The sequence below is a fragment of the Streptomyces roseus genome (assembly GCF_001044425.1).
GTDB lineage: Bacteria > Actinomycetota > Actinomycetes > Streptomycetales > Streptomycetaceae > Streptomyces > Streptomyces roseus.
In genome coordinates this window covers 81,114-99,760 of the sequence record NZ_LFML01000033.1, presented here as the reverse complement: position 1 = coordinate 99,760, position 18,647 = coordinate 81,114, and the positions used below count along the sequence as shown (strand labels likewise).

15 protein-coding genes are annotated in these 18,647 nt (G+C 71.5%); 9 read left to right on the top strand and 6 right to left on the bottom strand.

The genetic code is table 11. The annotated features are described in order from the left end of the window. Window positions 1-17 precede the first annotated feature (17 nt). The 3 genes from pheA (at window position 18) to ACS04_RS09455 (ending at window position 3,567) form a co-directional block, all read left to right on the top strand. Window positions 18-953: a prephenate dehydratase gene (gene pheA / locus ACS04_RS09465; RefSeq protein WP_048476086.1), complete on the top strand. Its 936-nt coding sequence runs from the start codon at window positions 18-20 to the stop codon at window positions 951-953. Between the two features lie 527 nt (window positions 954-1,480). Then, entirely contained in the window at window positions 1,481-2,758 is a 1,278-nt protein-coding gene (gene serS / locus ACS04_RS09460) for a serine--tRNA ligase (protein ID WP_048476085.1), read from the top strand. Continuing rightward, window positions 2,755-3,567: an HAD family hydrolase gene (locus tag ACS04_RS09455; RefSeq protein WP_048476084.1), complete on the top strand. Its 813-nt coding sequence runs from the start codon at window positions 2,755-2,757 to the stop codon at window positions 3,565-3,567. Before serS ends, ACS04_RS09455 begins: the two co-directional genes overlap by 4 nt. Window positions 3,568-3,710: 143 nt before the next feature. Here ACS04_RS09455 and ACS04_RS09450 read toward each other — a convergent pair whose 3' ends face one another. From ACS04_RS09450 to ACS04_RS09430, 5 genes are all read right to left on the bottom strand, one after another. Beyond that, window positions 3,711-4,379, bottom strand: a complete 669-nt coding sequence (locus ACS04_RS09450) for a rhomboid-like protein (RefSeq protein WP_048476083.1) — start codon at window positions 4,377-4,379, stop codon at window positions 3,711-3,713. Window positions 4,380-4,463: 84 nt separating this feature from the next. After that, the gene (locus ACS04_RS09445) at window positions 4,464-5,183 is read right to left on the bottom strand and encodes an ABC transporter permease (RefSeq protein ID WP_048476082.1); all 720 of its coding nucleotides are present in this window, start codon (window positions 5,181-5,183) and stop codon (window positions 4,464-4,466) included. 14 nt (window positions 5,184-5,197) lie between these two features. Next, entirely contained in the window at window positions 5,198-6,109 is a 912-nt protein-coding gene (locus ACS04_RS09440) for an ABC transporter ATP-binding protein (protein WP_048476081.1), read from the bottom strand. Further along, the gene (locus tag ACS04_RS09435) at window positions 6,106-6,993 is read right to left on the bottom strand and encodes an ABC transporter permease subunit (protein WP_048476080.1); all 888 of its coding nucleotides are present in this window, start codon (window positions 6,991-6,993) and stop codon (window positions 6,106-6,108) included. The genes ACS04_RS09440 and ACS04_RS09435 overlap by 4 nt, the downstream gene beginning before the upstream one ends. Beyond that, a complete protein-coding gene (locus ACS04_RS09430) occupies window positions 6,983-7,966 on the bottom strand; it encodes an ABC transporter ATP-binding protein (protein WP_078864586.1) in 984 nt (327 codons plus the stop codon). Before ACS04_RS09430 ends, ACS04_RS09435 begins: the two co-directional genes overlap by 11 nt. A 263-nt stretch (window positions 7,967-8,229) precedes the next feature. Between ACS04_RS09430 and ACS04_RS09425 the strand changes: the two genes are divergently transcribed. From ACS04_RS09425 to ACS04_RS09415, 3 genes are all read left to right on the top strand, one after another. Further along, window positions 8,230-9,087 carry a M24 family metallopeptidase gene (locus tag ACS04_RS09425; protein ID WP_048476078.1) on the top strand — a complete coding sequence of 286 codons (858 nt, stop codon included), beginning with the start codon at window positions 8,230-8,232 and terminating at the stop codon, window positions 9,085-9,087. A gap of 5 nt (window positions 9,088-9,092) precedes the next feature. Next, entirely contained in the window at window positions 9,093-10,910 is a 1,818-nt protein-coding gene (locus tag ACS04_RS09420) for an SDR family oxidoreductase (RefSeq protein ID WP_107438573.1), read from the top strand. Window positions 10,911-11,075: 165 nt separating this feature from the next. Further along, window positions 11,076-11,990, top strand: a complete 915-nt coding sequence (locus ACS04_RS09415) for a MerR family transcriptional regulator (protein ID WP_048476077.1) — start codon at window positions 11,076-11,078, stop codon at window positions 11,988-11,990. Window positions 11,991-12,077: 87 nt separating this feature from the next. On the opposite strand, the gene ACS04_RS09410 is transcribed toward ACS04_RS09415, so the two are convergent. Beyond that, complete coding sequence (locus ACS04_RS09410) at window positions 12,078-12,884, bottom strand: aquaporin (RefSeq protein ID WP_107438568.1); 807 nt, start codon at window positions 12,882-12,884, stop codon at window positions 12,078-12,080. A 143-nt stretch (window positions 12,885-13,027) separates the two neighbouring features. Between ACS04_RS09410 and ACS04_RS09405 the strand changes: the two genes are divergently transcribed. The 3 genes from ACS04_RS09405 (at window position 13,028) to ACS04_RS09395 (ending at window position 18,620) form a co-directional block, all read left to right on the top strand. Then, the gene (locus ACS04_RS09405) at window positions 13,028-13,567 is read left to right on the top strand and encodes an RNA 2'-phosphotransferase (protein ID WP_048476076.1); all 540 of its coding nucleotides are present in this window, start codon (window positions 13,028-13,030) and stop codon (window positions 13,565-13,567) included. A 119-nt stretch (window positions 13,568-13,686) separates the two neighbouring features. Continuing rightward, a complete protein-coding gene (locus ACS04_RS09400) occupies window positions 13,687-15,582 on the top strand; it encodes an HSP90 family protein (protein ID WP_048476075.1) in 1,896 nt (631 codons plus the stop codon). Beyond that, window positions 15,579-18,620 (top strand): tetratricopeptide repeat protein, encoded by a 3,042-nt coding sequence (locus ACS04_RS09395; protein WP_053080729.1) that lies wholly within the window; start codon window positions 15,579-15,581, stop codon window positions 18,618-18,620. The genes ACS04_RS09400 and ACS04_RS09395 overlap by 4 nt, the downstream gene beginning before the upstream one ends. Window positions 18,621-18,647: the final 27 nt, after the last annotated feature.

Here is an 18,647-nt window from a genome sequence, read left to right as displayed (position 1 = left end):
GGCATTAGGCTGATCACATGTCGGCCACCCGCTTCACCTATCTCGGTCCCGAGGGCACCTTCACCGAAGCCGCCCTCCGCACACTGCCGGAAGCCGCGACCCGGGAGCTCGTCCCGATGGTGTCGGTCCCGGCCGCCCTGGACGCCGTGCGCAACGGGGAGGCCGCGGCGGCCCTGGTGCCGATCGAGAACTCGGTGGAGGGCGGGGTCACCTCGACCCTCGATGAGCTGGCCTCCGGCGAGCCCCTGATGATCTACCGCGAGGTGCTGCTGCCCATCGCGTTCGCGCTGCTCGTTCGGCCCGGGACCAAGCTGTCGGACGTCAAGACCGTCACCGGGCACCCGGTCGCCCAGCCCCAGGTGCGCAACTGGCTGCGGGCGCACCTGCCCGACGCGGTATGGGAGTCGGCGGCCTCCAACGCCGACGGAGCCCGGCTGGTCCAGGAGGGCCGCTTCGACGCCGCCTTCGCGGGCGAGTTCGCGGCCGTCACGTACGGGCTCGTCCCGCTGGTCACCGAGATCCACGACGCCGAGAACGCCGAGACCCGGTTCGTGCTCGTCGGCCGGCCCGCCCGGCCGGCCGCGCCGACCGGCGCCGACAAGACCTCCGTCGTGCTGTGGCTCGGAGACGACCACCCCGGTGCGCTGCTGGAGCTCCTCCAGGAATTCGCCGTCCGCGGGGTCAACCTGATGCTGATCCAGTCCCGGCCGACGGGCGAGGGCATCGGCAACTACTGCTTCGCCGTCGACGCCGAGGGCCACGTCTCCGACCGCCGGGTCAGTGAGGCGCTCATGGGTCTCAAGCGGACCTGCCCCCAGGTCCGCTTCCTCGGCTCCTACCCGCGCGCCGGCGTCGCTCAGGGTGACGTGCGCGCTCCGCGGCCCGGTACCTCCGACGGTGACTTCATGGCCGCTTCCGACTGGCTGACGCGCTGCCTCGACGGCCGGGCGTAGCTCTTCCTCCACTGTCCACAGAGTTATCCACAGGCAGGGATGGAGACCTGTGGACTAGTCGACATCGCGGCGCGACAAGGTCGACAAATCGGTCGGGGGACCCAGGTTTCGCGCTGGGGAGCGGAAGGTGAACGGCGTCACCCCCGCATCGCCGATCAACTCTTTGGGGCGAGCCATTCCCACCCGAATGAGTGTGTGAGGGTGGTTTGAACCCTGAATGGTCCCGGCGGTCCGCAGGTGGGGATTGATCTCATTCCGTGTCCACAGATGCGGCACACAGCCTGTGGAAAAGTCCCTCCGGCAGGCAATTCCTGTGGACAAGGACGGTCCTCCCGCCCTGCTCAGAGGGTGCCCGGATACCGCGCTAGTGCCCCTTTTCGGGGAATGAGCCACGTTTATTGACCACCCGGGAACGAGCACTTCCGGCCAGCGCGTTCACCCTTTTCCATTCTCCACAATTGGGACATAGCGACACGCAGCGTAATATCGGTGTGAGCCCGCGAAGCCCCGCCCGGTAGCCTGGAGGGGTGATTGACCTCCGGCTGCTCCGTGAAGACCCTGACCGTGTCCGCGCCTCGCAGCGCGCCCGTGGAGAGGACGTCGACCTCGTCGACGCACTCCTCTCCGCCGACGAGCGCCGCAGGTCCTCCGGCATGCGCTTCGACGAACTGCGCAATGAGCAGAAGTCGCTCGGCAAGCTCATCCCGAAGGCGTCCCCGGAGGAGCGTGCCGAGCTGCTGAAGAAGGCCGAGCAGCTCAAGTCGGACGTCAAGGCCGCCGAAGCCGAGCAGAACGAGGCCGACGAGGCGGCCAAGCGGCTGCTGCTCCAGCTCGGCAACATCGTCCACGAGGACGTCCCGGTCGGCGGCGAGGAGGACTTCACCGTCCTGGAGACGCACGGCACGATCCGCGACTTCGGCGCCGAGGGCTTCGAGCCCAAGGACCACCTGGAGCTCGGCGAGTCGCTCGGCGCCATCGACGTCGAGCGCGGCGCCAAGGTGTCGGGCTCGCGCTTCTACTACCTGACCGGTGTCGGCGCCCTGCTGGAACTCGCCCTGGTCAACGCGGCGATCGCACAGGCCACCGAGGCCGGCTTCATCCCCATGCTGACCCCGGCGCTGGTCCGTCCGCGCGCCATGGAGGGCACCGGCTTCCTCGGCCAGGCCGCGGAGAACGTGTACCACCTGGAGAAGGACGACTACTACCTGGTCGGCACCTCCGAGGTCCCGCTCGCCGCGTACCACATGGACGAGATCATCGACGCCGAGAAGCTGCCGCTGCGGTACGCCGGCTTCTCGCCGTGCTTCCGCCGCGAGGCCGGCACGTACGGCAAGGACACCCGCGGCATCTTCCGCGTCCACCAGTTCGACAAGGTCGAGATGTTCTCGTACGTCGCGCCGGAGGACGCCGAGGCCGAGCACCAGCGCCTCCTGGAGTGGGAGAAGCAGTGGCTCACCAGCCTGGAGCTGCCCTTCCAGGTGATCGACGTCGCCACCGGGGACCTGGGCGCCTCCGCCTCGCGCAAGTTCGACTGCGAGGCGTGGATCCCGACGCAGGGCAAGTACCGCGAGCTGACCTCCGCCTCGAACTGCAACGGCTTCCAGGCCCGCCGCCTGTCGATCCGCTACCGCGACGGCAAGAAGACCGCGCCGCTCTCGACGCTGAACGGCACCCTGTGCGCCGTACCGCGCACGATCGTGGCCATCCTGGAGAACCACCAGCAGGCCGACGGCTCCGTGTACGTACCGGTGGCGCTCCGCCCGTACCTGGGCGGCCGTGAGGTCCTGGAGCCGATCGCCAAGTGAGCCCGGCCCCGTTCCCGTACAAGCTCGTCGCGACCGATCTCGACGGCACGCTGCTGCGTGGCGACGACACCGTCTCGGAACGCACCCGTGAAGCGCTCGCCGCGGTCACCGCGGCGGGCGCGGCGCACATCATCGTCACCGGCCGGGCCGTGCCCTGGACCCGGAGCGTGCTCGACGATCTCGGCTACAAGGGGATCGCGGTGTGCGGTCAGGGCGCGCAGGTCTACGACGCGGGCGCGCACCGGCTGCTGACCTCGGTGACGCTGGACCGGCAGCTGGCGGGTCTGGCGCTGTCGAAGCTGGAGGCCGAGATCGGTCCGCTGGCGCTCGCCGCCAGCCGGGACGGGGTGGACGGAGACGTCCTCTTTGGGCCCGGCTACCAGGTGCAGGGGGGCCTCCCGGCTCTCTACCTGGAGGACACGGCGGCGGTGTGGGCGGCTCCGCTGAACAAGCTCTACATCCAGCACCCGGAGCTCGGCGACGACGCGCTGGTCAAGGTGGCCCGGCAGACCGTGGGCTCCCTGGTCGACATCGTCATGGCCGGTCCGGGGATAGTGGAGATCCTGCCGCTGGGGCTGACCAAGGCCACCGGCCTGTCGCTGGCTGCCCGCCGGCTGGGCGTGAAGGCGGCGGACACGATCGCCTTCGGTGACATGCCCAACGACCTCCCGATGTTCGGCTGGGCCGCCCACGGGGTCGCGATGGCCAATGCCCACGCCGAGCTGAAAGCGGTGGCCGACGAGGTGACGACCTCCAACGAGGAGGACGGCATCGCGGTGGTGCTGGAACGCCTGCTGGGCGCCGCCTGAGGGTCCGCCCTGAAGACGGGGAAGGTCCGGAACAGCCCGCGCCGCGAGGCGCGCTCGAAGTGGCTGCTCCGGACCTTTTTGTTGCTCCCCGCGCGACTCACTCTGCCCGGCGCCCAGGTCCCGTACCAGTCAATTTCCGCGGCTCAGCCGTGACCGGCGTGGTGCTCTGTTTCACGTGAAACATGCCGGGGGTGCGGATGGCGGGTGAGCGGCCAGGCAAGCAGGCCGACCGCGAGCGAGATGGCGTGGCCGAGGTCGGTGAAGGTTCCTCCCGTGAGGAGGGGCAGCCCGAAGAAGGCGACGACGCCGGCGAGGTAGAGCCAGCGCAGGGGGTTCGGAAGCCGGTACGTGAGGACCCCGATCGAGGCCGCGAGACCGTAGCTGACGCCGACATCGACGACGTGCACCATGCTCTGCGGGGCCCGGTGGTCCTGAATGGCCATCAGGACCACCTTCTGGCTGATCAGGGTGGCCGTGATGTGGGCGGTCGCGACGATGGCGAGCCAGCGCAGGGTGCCGAGCCAGCGTTCCACGGGCGCGTGGAAGAGCTCGAAGAGGACGGCGTACAAGGCGAGCGAGGCCGGGTCCTCGATCCAGAAGGCACTGGAGAGCAGGGCCCGCACGGGGTGCCGGGTGAGCTCGTGGATATTGCTGCTGTGGCGGTGGAGCAGGACGTGGTCGAGGTGGTCGGGCGCGATCGCCACGATGATGCTCGTGACGGCGAGGAGCAGCAGCCATATGTGGGTACCCGGCGAGGAGCGTATCCAGGACCGTACGGGCCTGGACGACTCGGGCTCGGGGTGCTCGACCATGCCCTGATTTTGCCCCGTACGGCGGTGCCCCGCCCGGTCGGTGGGCCGGGCGGGGCACCGGGCGTGGAACCGGTACGGCGGGTCCTACTCCTCGCCCGCCAGGGTGAGGCGGCGCAGCTTCTGGCCGGCGTAGACGGTGGCTCCGACGGTCACCACGCTGAGCAGGACGACCGCGGTGGGCAGGGCGACGGTGGCGTCGACGTAGCCCTCCCCGGCGATCTTCTCGGCGATGGACAGGGCCCACTGCTGGACGCTGAGGGTCTTGGCGCCGGAGACCAGGCTGCCGAAGAGCGACTCCCAGATCAGGGCGTAGACGAGGCCGAAGACGACCGCGTGCCGGCTGACGGTGCCCAGCAGCAGGAACAGGGCGCTGTAGGCGATCGAGGCGACGAGGGCCGCGACGGTGTAGGCGACGGCGATCTGCTGGCCGTTGCCGTTGAGGATGAACCCGGCGATCAGGGTCGGGATCGCCGAGAAGGCCATCGTGACGCCGATCGCGACGATCAGCTTGGTCATGATGATCGTCGGGCGCTTCACCGGCTTGGAGAGCAGGTAGACGATCGAGCCGTCGTCGATCTCGGGGCCGATGGCGCCCGTGCCGGCGATGACGCCGATCAGCGGAACCATGGTGGCGAGGGCGAAGCCGCCGAGCAGATCGGCGGCGACCTTGTCGTCCAGGCCGGTGAAAGCGCGGACGGCGACCGACAGGACGATCAGCAGGACGGGCAGCCCGCAGAGGATCAGAGCGCGGCGGCGGCCGAGCAGCGCGCGGTAGGTGAGCCGGGCGACGGTGGGGTTGTACATGGGTGCCAGCTCCTTCAGGCCGCGACGAGGTAGGAGAAGACCGACTCGAGGGACTCGTCGGAAGGCGAGACCGTCAGCAGCCGGATGCCGTTTTCCCGGGCCACCTGGGGCAGGAGCTCGGTGAAGCGGCCGAAGTCGACGGCCTGGATGCGCAGGACGCCTTCCTTGAGGTCGACCTCGATGCCGGCGGTGGAGGGGTCGGCGATCAGGGCCGCGGCGAGGGCCCGGTCGTCGGAGGAGCGGACCACGTACCGGTGCGGGCGGTCCGTCATCAGGCGGCGGATCTTGCGGAAGTCGCCGGACGCGGCGTGCCGGCCGGCGACGACCACCTCGATGTGGGAGGCGAGCTGCTCGACCTCCTCCAGGATGTGCGAGGAGAAGAGCACGGTGCGGCCGTCGTCGCCCATGCGCCGCAGCAGGTCCATCAGCTGCATGCGCTGGCGCGGGTCCATGCCGTTGAAGGGCTCGTCCAGCAGCAGCACGGACGGGTCGTGGACGAGGGCCGAGGCCATCTTCACGCGCTGCCGCATGCCCTTGGAGTAGGTGGAGATCTTGCGGTCCTGGGCGTACTCCATCTCGACGGTGGCGAGCGCCCGCTGGGCGGCCGCGTCATCGAGGCCGTGGAGCTCGGCGTTGGCGACGACGAACTCCCGGCCGGTGAGGAAGTCGTACATGGCCTCGCGCTCGGGCACGACGCCGATCTGCTTGTAGACCTGCTCGTTCTGCCAGATCGGCGCGCCGTCGAGGGTGACGGTGCCCGTGGAGGGGGCGAGGAAGCCGCCCATCATGTTGATGAGGGTGGACTTCCCGGCGCCGTTGGGGCCCAGGAGTCCGGTGACCCCGGGGCCGATGTGCATGGTCACGTCGTTGACGGCGACGACGTTCCCGAACCAGCGGGAGGTGTGGTCGATGTCGATGGTGGTCACAGCCCGGCCTTCCGGTAGCGGGCCATCAGGGCGGCGTAGGAGCCGGCGATGAGGGCGAGGACGACGAGCAGGTAGACGAATCCGACACCGGCCGAGGGGCCGTCTCCGCCGGGGAAGGCGGAGGTGGCACCGAGGAAGGCCGTCTGCACGCCGTCGATCAGGGTGATCGGGGAGAACAGGCCCATCCACTCGATGGCACCGGCCGCACCGGTGCTGTACGCGATGCCCTGGACGGCGGTCACCGCACCGTAGGGGATCACGAGCAGGGCGATGATGGCGGCGACGCCGAAGCCGCGGCGCGGGGTGAGCGCGGCCATGATCAGGCCGAGGCCGGCGAACAGCACCGAGAGCAGCAGCACGGAGACCAGTCCCTGGGCGAACCCCTTGGTCTGGTCCGCGAAGTCGAATTTGGCCAGCAACGAGCCGATCCACATGATCAGCAACGGAGTGGCGGTGAGGATGAAGAGCGCCGAGGCCATCGCCGCGAACTTGGCGAGGACGTAGTCGATGCGCTCGATGGGCCGCGAGAAGTAGAGCGGCACCGTCTTGAAGCGCAGGTCCCGGGAGACCGACTGGGGCGCCTGCGAGGCGAGGTAGAGGCCGATGATCACCTGCGTGGTCAGGGCGTACGTCGTGTACTTGATCGGCAGGCTGGTGGAGCCGGGTACCGCGATGGCCACCGCGACGATGATCAGCGCCGGGACGCACATCACCGCGAAGAGGAGCATCGGCAGGACCTTGGACTTGGCCGAGCGGCCCAGTCCGTACGCCCCGCGCAGGGACTGCGAGAAGAGCGACTTGCGGGCGTAGGCGCGCCCGAGCCGGGCTCCGTCGTAGGAGCGGTAGCCGATGTTGTGGATCTGGGTCGAGGTGTCAGGCGCCATCGGAACCGGCTCCCTTCCGGACGAGCTGCTGCTGGTCGCTGTCGCGGAAGACCTCCGCGATGTGGTGGCGGCGCTGCTCCATGCGGACCAGGCCGAGGCCGAGGTCGGCGACGGTGTCGCGCACGATGTCGTAGGTGTCCTCGCCGGTGGCTTCCAGCAGGAGGATGTGCCCGGCTCCGGGCAGGCCCTGCTCCTCGCCCGCGCGCAGGGTCAGGCCCGCCTCGGCGAGCGCCTTGCGCAGGGCGGCGGTGCCGTCCGGGTGGTCGTCGGTGTCGGTGACCTCGACCGCGAGGGTCGTGGTGATCTGCGTGAAGTCGCTGGTGGAGCTGGAGCGCAGCAGCTTGCCGCCGTCGACGACCACGACGTGGTCGCAGGTCCGCTCCAGCTCGCCGAGGAGGTGGGAGGTGACCAGGACGGAGATGCCGAAGTCGGTGTAGACCCGGCGGATGAGGCCGAGCATCTCGTCGCGGCCGACGGGGTCGAGGCCGTTCGTGGGCTCGTCGAGCAGGACCAGCTGGGGGTCGTGGACGAGCGCCTGGGCCAGCTTGACGCGCTGCTTCATGCCCGTGGAGTAGCCGCCGATGGGGCGGTAGCGCTCCTCGTACAAGCCCACGTGGCGCAGGGTGTCGGCGGTCCGCTCGCGCGCGGCGGTCGGCGGGAGTCCGGACATGCGCGCCATGTGCACGACGAACTCGGTGGCCGAGACGTCGGGCGGCAGGCAGTCGTGCTCCGGCATGTATCCGACGCGTTCGCGGATGGCGCTGCCATGGGTGGCGACATCGAGTCCGAGCACGGCGGCGCGGCCCTCGGTGGCGGGGGACAGTCCAAGCAGGATCTTGATCAGCGTGGACTTGCCGGCTCCGTTGGCACCCACGAGGCCGGTCACTCCCGGCCCGATGTCCAGGGAGAGCCGGTCGATTGCGGTCACTCGGGGGTACCGCTTGCTCAGGCTTTCGGTCGCGATGACAGTCACGGCTTCGACGTTAGTGCCGCGGATCGCGCCGATCGTCAGACCAGGAGCTTCATCCGGTCTCCGTCTTCAGGACTACACACCCTGACGAAAGGCTGATGCGGACCGGTGGGAGAGCCCCGACGAAGCGGACCGTACGCGGTGGATCGGACAAGTTGTCCACAGGTCCGTGCACGACCCTTGACGTGATCTCCGGTCATTGTCACATTCATCAGTGTCAAGTTACGGGCGCGTAGCGCGTACGGCTCTACGGACGGACGGCTGTCATGACTGCGGACACCAGGCAAGGCACCGCGCAACTCTCCTCGGACCTGCGCGGGTTCAGGGAAGTGCAGCGCCTCTCGTACGAGTGCGCGGAGGCCGTCGCGGCGCAGCTGCGGCCGGGGGTGACCGAGCGCGAGGCGGCGCGGATGCAGCGCGAGTGGCTGCGCGAGCGCGGGGTGCGGGACTGGTTCCACCTGCCGTTCGCGTGGTTCGGGGACCGCACCGCCTTCGCGGATTTCAAGATCCCCCTCCAGTTCTTCCCGACGAACCGGAAGCTGGAGCCGGGCATGCCGTTCATCCTCGACATGGCACCCGTCCACAAGGGGTACGCGGCCGACATCGGGTACTCGGGCAGCCTCGGGCTGAACCCGGTGCAGGACCGGCTCATGTCCGATCTCCGGGTGCACCGCGAGCTGATCCTGGACCAGGTGCGCGAGCGCCGCCCGCTGCGCGAGATCTACGAGAACGTCGAGCGGCTGATGACCCGCCAGGGCTACGCCAACCGGCACCGCGCCTACCCCTTCGGCGTGATCGCCCACAAGGTGGACCGGGTCAGGGAGCGGCGCTGGTCCCCGACCGCCTTCGGGTTCGGGACGCAGTCCCTCAAGGGGCTGGCCTCCGACGCCCTGCACGGACACCGCGAGGGCTGGTCCCCGCTGTGGAGCCCGTACCGCTTCTCCGACCACCCGCCGCAGCCCGGGCTGTGGGCGGTGGAGCCGCACCTGGGGTTCCGGGGCACCGGTGCGAAGTTCGAGGAGATCCTGGTGGTCACCGACTCGCGGGACCCCGGGGAAAGCGCGTTCTGGCTGGACGACGATCTGCCGCACGTGCGGCGCTGGGCCGAGGAGAAGGCAGCATGAGCGGCATGAGCGGGACGTTCGGCGAACAGGACGGCATCACGCGGGCGGGCCTGGCGGGAGCGGGCCTCGCGGGGGCGCGCGAGCGCCGGGTGAGCACCGGCGGCATCGACCTGTGCGTCGTCGAGCTCGGCGAGGCGGAGCGGCCGACCGTGGTGCTCGTGCACGGCTATCCGGACAGCAAGGAGGTCTGGTCGGAGGTCGCGCAGCGGCTGGCGGCCCGCTTCCACGTGGTGCTCTACGACGTACGCGGCCACGGGCGCTCCACGGCTCCGGTGCCCCTGCGCGGCGGGTTCACCCTGGAGAAGCTGACGGACGACTTCCTGGCGGTGGCGGACGCGGTCAGTCCCGACCGCCCGGTGCACCTGGTCGGCCACGACTGGGGCTCCGTACAGGGCTGGGAGTTCGCGACCGTCGCCCGGACCGAGGGCCGCATCGCCTCCTTCACCTCGATCTCGGGGCCCTCCCTGGACCACTTCGGTCACTGGATCAAGAAGCGGATGTCCCGGCCCACCCCGCGCCGGGCCGCGCAGCTCCTCGGCCAAGGCGCCAAGTCCTGGTACGTGTACATGCTGCACACCCCCGTGCTGCCGGAGCTCGCCTGGCGCGGGCCGCTCGGCAAGCGGTGGCCGCGGATGCTGGAGCGTGTGGAGAAGGTCCCCTCCGGTTCCTACCCGACGGCCTCGCTGCCCTCGGACGCGGCGCACGGGGCCTGGCTCTACCGCGACAACGTACGGCCCCGGATGCGCCGGCCCCGTACCGACGCGTACGCCCACGTACCCGTCCAGCTGATCACCCCGACCGGGGACGCCTTCCTCTCCGAACGGCTCTACGACGACCTGGAGCTGTGGGCCCCCGACCTGCTGCGGCGCACCCTGCCCGCCAAGCACTGGGTGCCCCGGACCCGGCCCGACCAGCTGGCCGCGTGGATCACCGAGTTCGTCACGGCCCGGGAGGAGCCCGCCGCCCGGGCGCCGGAGCAGAAGGCTCCGGGCAAGTACGCCGACCGCTTCGGCGGCCAGCTCGTACTGGTCACCGGCGCCGCCAGCGGCATCGGCCGGGCCACCGCCTTCGCGTTCGCCGAGGCCGGGGCCCGGGTGGTGTGCGTGGACCGGGACGCCGAGGGCGCGGCCCGCACGGCCGACATGGCACGGCTCGTCGGGGCTCCCGAGGCGTGGGGCGAGTGCGTCGACGTCAGCGACGAGCAGGCGATGGAGGAGCTCGCGGCGAAGACCGCCGCCGAGTACGGCATCGTGGACGTGCTGGTCAACAACGCCGGGATCGGCCTGTCGGGACCCTTCCTGGAGACCAGTTCGCAGGATTGGAAGAAGGTCCTCGACGTCAACCTGTGGGGTGTCATCCACGGCTGCCGGATCTTCGGCAGGCAGATGGCGGAGCGCGGCCAGGGCGGGCACATCGTCAACACCGCCTCCGCCGCCGCCTACCTGCCGTCCAAAACGCTCCCCGCCTACAGCACGTCGAAGGCGGCGGTGCTGATGCTGAGCGAGTGCCTGCGCGCCGAGCTCGCCTCGCGGTCCATCGGGGTCTCGGCGATCTGCCCCGGCATCGTCAACACCAACATCACCGCCACCTCGCGCTTCGCCGGGGTGGACGCGGCGGAGGAGAAGCGCCGTCAGGAGCGTTCCTCGCGGCTGTACGGGCTGCGCAACTTCCCGCCGGAGAAGGTCGCCGAGGCGATCCTGCGGGCCGTGGTGCGCAACGAGGCCGTGGTGCCGGTGACCCCGGAGTCCAAGGGCGCGCTGTGGATGTCCCGGTTCGCGCCGCGCGCCCTGCGCCGGCTCGCCCAACTGGAGCCGCGGCTGTGAGCGGGACAGGGCCCGGCACGGCCATATCCCGCTCCTTCCGGCGGTCGTACCATCCCTCGCAGGAGGGCTCGCTGCGCAGGGCGGTCGAGCACCTTGCGGCTTCGCCTGCCGCCCGGGCCGCGGCGGCCGCGGTAGGCCGAGCCGCCATGTCGTAGGGAGCCGGGATTGTCAGAACAGGCGGTGGCCGAGTACCGGATCGAGGATCTCGCGCACCACAGCGGGGCGACGGTGCGCACGATCAGGGCGTACCAGGACCGTGGGCTGCTGCCGAAGCCGGAACGGCGCGGCCGCTCCAACGTCTACCGGGACACGCATCTGGCGCGGCTGCGCCAGATCGCCGATCTGCTGGACCGCGGCTACACCCTGGCCTCCATCAAGGAGCTGCTGGAGGCCTGGGACGCCGGACGCGGGCTCGGCGGCGTGCTGGGACTCGTCGCCGAGGTACACGGACCGTGGACCGACGAGGAGGCCGCCCGGATCAGCCGGGCCGAGCTGAACGAGCGCTTCGGAGGCCGGCCCGACGACGACGCGGTGGGTGAGGCGTGCGAGCTGGGGGTGCTGGAGGCGATCGAGGGGCGCCCGGACGAGTTCCTGGTGCCCTCCCCGCAGGAGCTGGCGGTGGCCGCCGAGCTGTATGCGGCCGGGGTGCCGCTGTCTGCGATCACCGGACACCTGCGGGAGTTGCGCGGGCAGGTGGAGCACATCGCCTCGCGGTTCCTGGAGTTCACCACCGAGCACGTCTTCGCCCGCTACCTCGGGGAGGTCCCGCCGACGGACGCCGACGCGGCGGAGGCCGCGACGATGGTGCGCAGACTGCGCCCCCTGGCCCAGCAGACGGTGGACGCCGAGCTGGCTCGGGCGATGCGGCTGTTCGCGACGAGGCACCTGCAGCGCCACCTGGGGGCGCCCGGGGCTCCTCAGCCGTCGGGCCCGGCACCGGTGGCCTTGCCGGCCGAGACCGTACGGGCGGTGCAGGAGCTGGTCGGCGCCGAGCACGTGGGGGAGTTCGTCCGGGCCGCCACGGAGCGGGAGCTCCAGGCCCGGACGATGAACGAACTGGCGCGCCGCGCAGGCGGGTAACGGCCGGCGCGTCACGGCTGGCGGGTTACGGCCGGCGCGTCACGGCTGGCGGGTTACGGCTGGCGGGTTACGGCCGGTACCTCCCGCTCAGTAGTCCACAGGGCGGATCACTCGTTTGCCCGCAAAACCGACCCAACCAGCTGTGGACAAGTCGGTATTGCCTGTGGGCAACTCTGTGGACAACGCCGCCGGAGCCTCCTGCGCACCGGGCCGGGCGCTCCCGTACAGGAGTGCGGCGAGGGTAAGCCCCAGGACCCCGCCGACCACCTGGGCCGCGACGAATCCGGGCAGCGACTGCGGGGCGATCCCGGTGAAGGAGTCGCTGAACGCCCGCCCGATGGTGCCCGCCGGGTTGGCGAAGGAGCCCGACGAGGTGAACCAGATCGCGGCGGCGATGTACCCGGCGACCGCGGCGGGGATCAGCTTCGACCGCCCGATGCGCTCCAGGCCCTGGATGACGAGGACCAGCCCGGCGGTCGCGACGACCTCGCCGACGAGCAGGTGGCCCCCGCTGCGGATCTGGGTGGAGAAGGTGCCCGGCGCGCGACCGAACATCACCTCGGCGAGGACGGCCCCGCCGACGGCCCCGGCGGTCTGAGCCGCGGTGTAGACGAGGGCCTCCCGGCCGCGGAGTCCCTCGCCGCCGGTTCGCCGGGCCCACCAGGAGGTGAGGGTGACGACCGGATTGAGGTGGGCTCCGGACAGCGGCCCGAAAAGGGTGATGATCAGGCCGAGGCCGATGGCCGAGGCGAGCGAGTTGGCGACGAGCGCGACCCCGGCGTCGCGGCTCAGGCCGGCGGCCTGGATACCGGAACCGATCACGACCACGAGGAGGCCGGCGGTGCCGACGAGCTCGGCGACCGCGCGGCGCGGCAGGGAAGCGTGGATTGTCATGGGTTCTCCCCCTGGGCAGAAGTACAGCGGAAAATGTATTCCGTATCTTGGAAACTCGGTAGAGGGGGTCCCACGGTGCCCCAGGGCGGCGGAGCCCCGATAAATCCCTGCTCGATCGCCGCCCGACCCGGCAAGCTGGGCCCATGGACGACAGACGCACCGTGAAGGTGTCCAAATACGTCTCGAAACACCTGCGACATCAGCCGGAACGCATCGGACTGGTGCTCGATCCGCAGGGCTGGGTGGAGATCGACGACCTTCTGGCCGCGGCCGCCGCCCACCGGTTCCCCATCAGCCGCGCCGAGCTGGACCACGTCGTCGCGGCCAACGACAAACAGCGGTTCGCCGTCCAGGGCACCCGCATCCGCGCCAGCCAGGGACACACCGTTCCCGTGGACCTGGACCTGCCGGATGCCGAACCGCCCGCGTACCTCTACCACGGCACCGTCGCCGCCGCCCTGGCCGCGATCCGCGCCGAGGGCCTGCGCCCCATGGCCCGCCACCACGTTCACCTGTCCCCCGACCGGGAGACGGCGACCCGCGTGGGCGCGCGGCGCGGCCGGCCGGTCGTGCTCGCCGTGGACGCGGGAGCGATGCGCGCGGCCGGGCACGTGTTCCGGATCAGCGCCAACGGGGTGTGGCTGACGGACGCCGTACCGCCGCAGTTCCTGCGCTTCCCCTAGCGCGGGAATTCAAGACGAGATTGTCAGATCATCCCCCTACTCTGTTCCTCATTCCGGTCCGTGAGGGGGGTACCTCGCGAACGCCGAACCATCCATGCGAGCACGCGAGGTGACGCCCCATGACGTCCGCATCCTCTTCCGCCACCCAGTCCGACCCCGGCGCCAACAGCTTCCAAGTCGATCTGCGCGGCCTGGTCGACCTGCTCTCGCACCACCTTTACTCCAGCCCGCGCGTCTACGTCCGCGAGCTGTTGCAGAACGCGGTGGACGCCGTCACCGCCCGCCAGGCACTCCACCCCGAGGCGGAGATCCGCATCCGCCTGTCGGCCTCCGCGGGCCGGGTGACCATCGAGGACAGCGGCATCGGCCTGACCGCCGCCGAAGCGCACTCCCTCCTCGCCACCATCGGCCGCAGCTCCAAGCGCGGCGGCGATCACGGCCTCGAGACCACCCGCCGGGAGTTCCTCGGCCAGTTCGGCATCGGGCTGCTCGCGTGCTTCGTGGTGGCCCGCCAGATCCGGGTCATCACCCGCTCCGCCCGCGACCCCCAGGCGGCGCCCGTCGAATGGCTGGCCACGGACGACGGCTCGTACACCGTCCGCGAACTGCCCGACGAGGCGCGCCGGGGGCCCGGCACCACCGTGATCCTCCAGGCCCGCCCGGGCGCGGAGGAGTGGACCGTCCCGGCCAAGGTGGAGCAGCTGGCCCGCGACTACGGTTCCCTCCTCCCTTACGACATCACCTTCACCGAAGGCGACGTCGAGGGGGAGGGCGAGAGCGGGGCCGGCGGGGCCGGCGGGCCGCGCGGCATCACCGACCGGCCCGCCGTGTGGGACCGCCCCTTCCCCACCCCCGCCGCGCGCCGCGTCGCGCTCGCCGGCCACTGCGCACAGCTCTTCGGCTTCACCCCGCTCGACAGCATCGACCTGGACCTCCCCGTCGCCGGGGTGCGCGGAGTCGCGTACGTCCTCCCCGAGCCCACCAGCCCCGCCCACCGGGCCGGGCACCGCGTCCACCTCAAGGGCATGCTGCTCACGGACCACGCCGACAACCTCCTGCCGGACTGGGCCTTCTTCGTCCGCGCGGTCATCGACACGGACACCCTGCGGCCCACCGCCTCGCGCGAGAACCTGTACGACGACGAGACCCTTTCCGCCGTACGGGAGGCGCTCGGCGCGCGGGTCCGGGCCTGGCTCGCCGAGCTCGCAGCGAGCGAACCGGAGCGCCTCGCGGCTTTCCTGAGCGTCCATCACCTCGGGGTGAAGTCCCTGGCCCGGCACGACGCCGAGCTGCTCGGCCTGATGCTGCCCTGGCTGCCGTTCGAGACGAGCGAGGGCTCGATGAGCCTCCAGGAGTTCACGGCCGCGCACACCGAGATCCACTTCACGCGCACCGTCGAGGAGTTCCGCCAGATCGCCCCCATCGCCGCGGCCCACGGCCTCGGAGTCATCAACGCGGGATACACCTACGACGCCGACCTGCTCGCCCTGCTGCCCGCCGTCCGGCCGGACCTCAAGGTCACGGAGCTGGACGCCGGCGCCGTCACCGAGCGGCTCGACCCGGTTCCCACCTCCGCCGAACTGGCCCTCGCCCCCTTCCTGTCCACGGCACGGACCCGCTTGGAGGCGCAGGGCTGCGATGTCGTGCTGCGCGCCTTCCAGCCCGTCTCCGTCCCCGCCCTCTACCTCGACGACCGCCAGGCCCGCCAGGAGCGCGACCGCACCGCGGCGCTGGACAGCGCCGACTCCCTGTGGAGCGGCATCCTCGGCGCGCTGCGCGGCTCCGCCCCGCGCGCCCGCCTGGTGCTCAACCACAACAACCCGCTGATCCGCCGGATCTCGGCCCTGCCCGACGAGGCCCTGACCGGCACGGCCGTCGAATCGCTGTACGGGCAGGCGCTGCTGATGTCCCAGCGGCCGCTGCGCCCCGCCGACTCCACCCTGCTCAACCGGGCCTTCCTCGGCCTCCTCGAATGGGCGACCCACTCCACCGACTCCCAGGAGGGACAGAAGTGACCATGCTGACGCGCGAGGAGATTGAGCAGGGCCTGGTCGAGAACAGGAACTCCCCGAACGGAACCGCACGCAACGCGCACGCCGAAGCGCTCGTGGGCGCTGCGGAGGCGATCGGTGACGGGCCCCTGTTCCGCACGGCCCTGGACAACCTGATCAACGCCTACCTCTGGAGTGCCGAGTCCTCCAAGATGCTGGTGCCCTTCGCCCGGCTGCTCCAGGAGTACGACAAGGACCCCGGCGCCTTCGGCCGGTGGGACGCTCACTCGCTGTTCTGGCAGTTCAAGTGGGTGGCCACGGCCATCAGCGATTCCCCCGAGATCCCGCTCCAGTCCGCCGTCGGGTGGCTGGAGGAGATGGAGCGCCGCTACCGGATCGCCGGCTACAGCGAGCGGCCGGTCCGCGAGTCCGAGCTGTGGCTCGCCGACGCGATCGGCGACGACGACCGGGCGGAGCGGGCGCACCGGGCCTGGCTTGCGGCCGAACGTGACGACATGAGCGACTGCCACGCCTGCGAGCTCAACGGCCAGGGCGCGTACGCCGTACTGCGCGGGGAGGACGCCCGGGCCCTGGAGCTCTGGCAGCCGGTGCTGGCGGGCGAGCGGACCTGCGCCGAGGAACCGCACCGGGTGCTCGCCACCTCGCTGCTGCCGCTGCTGCGCCTGGGCCGCCTCGACGAGGCCCGTTCGCACCACGTACGCGGCTACCGCATGGCCCGCGGCAACGAGAGCCTGCTGCCGTCCATCGGCAAGCACATCGAGTTCTGCGCCCTGAGCGGCAACGAGTCGCGCGGTCTGGAGATCCTCGCCGAGCACGCCGCCCACATGAGCCCGCTGGTCAACGTCGACGACCAGCTCGCCTTCCACGGCGGCGTCCTCGTCCTGCTGCGCCGGCTGACGGAGCTGGGGCACGGCCGGAGCCCGGCCGTGCCGTACGAGGGCGTCCCCCACACGGTGTCCGAGCTGTCCGAGGTACTGCGCGCGAGCTCGCTCGACATCGCTCGCCGCTTCGACGCCCGCAACGGCACCACCCGGGTCTCCGACCGCTTCCTCGCCCGGATCGGGCGGGAGCCGTTGGTCGACGTACTGCCGCTGGGAGTGCGCAGCTCGGCGCTGCCGCAGCCGGCGGCCGCCGTGACCGCCCCCACAACCGCGACCGTGTCCCCGGTGGCTGCGGCCGATCCGGCGGATCTGGCGGATCTCGTGGAGCGGGCCCGGCAGGCCCGGGAACAGCGGCACCCGGCCGCGGACGCGCTCTGGGCCGAGGTCGGCGTACGGGTGGACACGCGCCCGCAGGACGAGGTGGACCCGCTCCTCGCGGCCGATGTCGCCGACCACCGGGCGCTGACGGCGGCGCGCGGCGGAGCCGAGAACGCGGCGGAGCTGCTGGAGGCGGTCCGCGACCGCTACCGCGAGCTCCGGCAGGCGGAGCGGGCGGCACTGGCGGAGCTGCGGCTGGCGAGCGCGGCCGCGCAGTCCGGGGCCGAGCCGCAGCGGATCCGCGAGCTGCTGGCGGCTGCCCTGAAGGCCGCCGAGGCCCTGGACGCGGACGAGCCGCTGCGCGCGCGCCGGATCGCCCTGGCGGAGCTGTCGGCGATGCGGGTGGAGTCGTACCTGCGCTCGCTGGAGGACGGCCCCGGGCACGAGCACCTCCCCGAGCCCGGCCGGGACCACGGGCACGGTGAGCTGGCCGCCGAACTCGGCGCCTTCGTCACCGCGTACGGGGAGGCGCTGCCCGACCTGGCGGCCGAGGCCGAGGAGATGCTGGGCCGCGTCGCGCTGTCGCAGGGTGACCCCGAGCGGGCCCTGCCGCTGCTGGCCTCGTCCGCGGCGCGCTCGGTGGCGGCGGGCCTGCCGTGGCAGGCGGTGGACGCGCTGGTGCTGCGGGCAGGTGTGCTGATGTCGCTGGAGCGGCCCGAGGAGGCGCAGGAAGCGGCGCGTTCCGCGCTGGAGCACTCGGCGGAGGTGACGGAGCCCGAGACGCACGGCGTCGTCCGGCTCACCCTGGCGGACATCCTGCTGCGCCGGTCCGACGCGGGGGCGGAGGCGGCCGAGCACGCCCTGACCGCCGCGCACTGGTTCGACCAGGCCGGTCTGACCGCGGACGGCGGGGCGCAGGCCCGGCTGGTGCTGGCCCGGGCGTACGCGCGGGAGGGCAGGCACGCCGACGCGGCGGAGGTGCTGCAGTCGACGCTGCCCGATCTGCTGGAGCACGGCGAGGGACAGGCCGTGTCCGTGCGGGAGTTCCTCGGCGATCTGCTGCGGCAGCTGAACGACCCCCGGGCTGCGGCGGAGCAGTACCTGCTGGCGGCGGAGGTGGCCAAGGGCTGGGAGGACACCCGCCCGCAGGCCGCTCTGGCGCAGGCGGCGGCGGAACAGCTGTCCGCCGCGCGCCTGGACCAGGAGGCGACCGCCGCGTACGAGCGGTCCCTGGAGCTGTTCCGCGTGACGGGGGACGCCCCGATCGCCGAGGTGCGGATCCTGCGCTCCCTGGCCTGGCTGGCCCCGCGGGGAGGCGCCGACGCGGCGGCGTGGGCGCGGGCACGGGAGCTGATGGAGCAGGCCTCCGGGGTCCTGGAGGCGGCGCTGGCCGAGTACGCCTCGGAGGGCGAGCTCTCCGAGGTCCCGGTGCCGCTGCGGTCCGAGCTAGCCCAGACCTGGCTCCAGCTGGCGCAGGTGCTCGACTGGCGGGTCACCTCGCACGAGCAGTCGGGGTCCGATGACGATGACGATGATGCCGATGCCGGTGCCGAGGGTGCCGATGGCGAGGACGGGCCGGACGTGGAGGCGCTGAGGCTGGAGGAGATCGAGCTGACCGCGCGCGCCGGGGAGCTGTACGCGGAACTGGGTCCGGACCACCTGGGGGAGCGGCTCCAGTGCGTGCAGTACGCGGCCTGGACCGAGCAGGAGATCGGTCGCAAGGACGCGGGAGCCACCCGGCTCGCGGCCCTGGTCGACGAAATTCGGGCCATGCCCGAAGGGGTCGTCCCGGAGGGGCTGCTGGAGCGCGCCCAGTCCTCGCTCGACAGCCTGCGGTCCTGACCACGGTGCCCCGCCAGCCGGTGGTGG

Coding starts and splice junctions, on each gene's coding strand:
- pheA (WP_048476086.1), top strand. CDS start 18: ATGTCGGCCACCCGCTTCACCTATCTCGGTCCCGAGGGCACCTTCACC.
- ACS04_RS09435 (WP_048476080.1), bottom strand. CDS start 6,993: ATGGCGCCTGACACCTCGACCCAGATCCACAACATCGGCTACCGCTCC.
- ACS04_RS09425 (WP_048476078.1), top strand. CDS start 8,230: ATGACTGCGGACACCAGGCAAGGCACCGCGCAACTCTCCTCGGACCTG.
- ACS04_RS09450 (WP_048476083.1), bottom strand. CDS start 4,379: ATGGTCGAGCACCCCGAGCCCGAGTCGTCCAGGCCCGTACGGTCCTGG.
- ACS04_RS09400 (WP_048476075.1), top strand. CDS start 13,687: ATGACGTCCGCATCCTCTTCCGCCACCCAGTCCGACCCCGGCGCCAAC.
- ACS04_RS09445 (WP_048476082.1), bottom strand. CDS start 5,183: ATGTACAACCCCACCGTCGCCCGGCTCACCTACCGCGCGCTGCTCGGC.
- ACS04_RS09420 (WP_107438573.1), top strand. CDS start 9,093: ATGAGCGGGACGTTCGGCGAACAGGACGGCATCACGCGGGCGGGCCTG.
- ACS04_RS09405 (WP_048476076.1), top strand. CDS start 13,028: ATGGACGACAGACGCACCGTGAAGGTGTCCAAATACGTCTCGAAACAC.
- ACS04_RS09410 (WP_107438568.1), bottom strand. CDS start 12,884: ATGACAATCCACGCTTCCCTGCCGCGCCGCGCGGTCGCCGAGCTCGTC.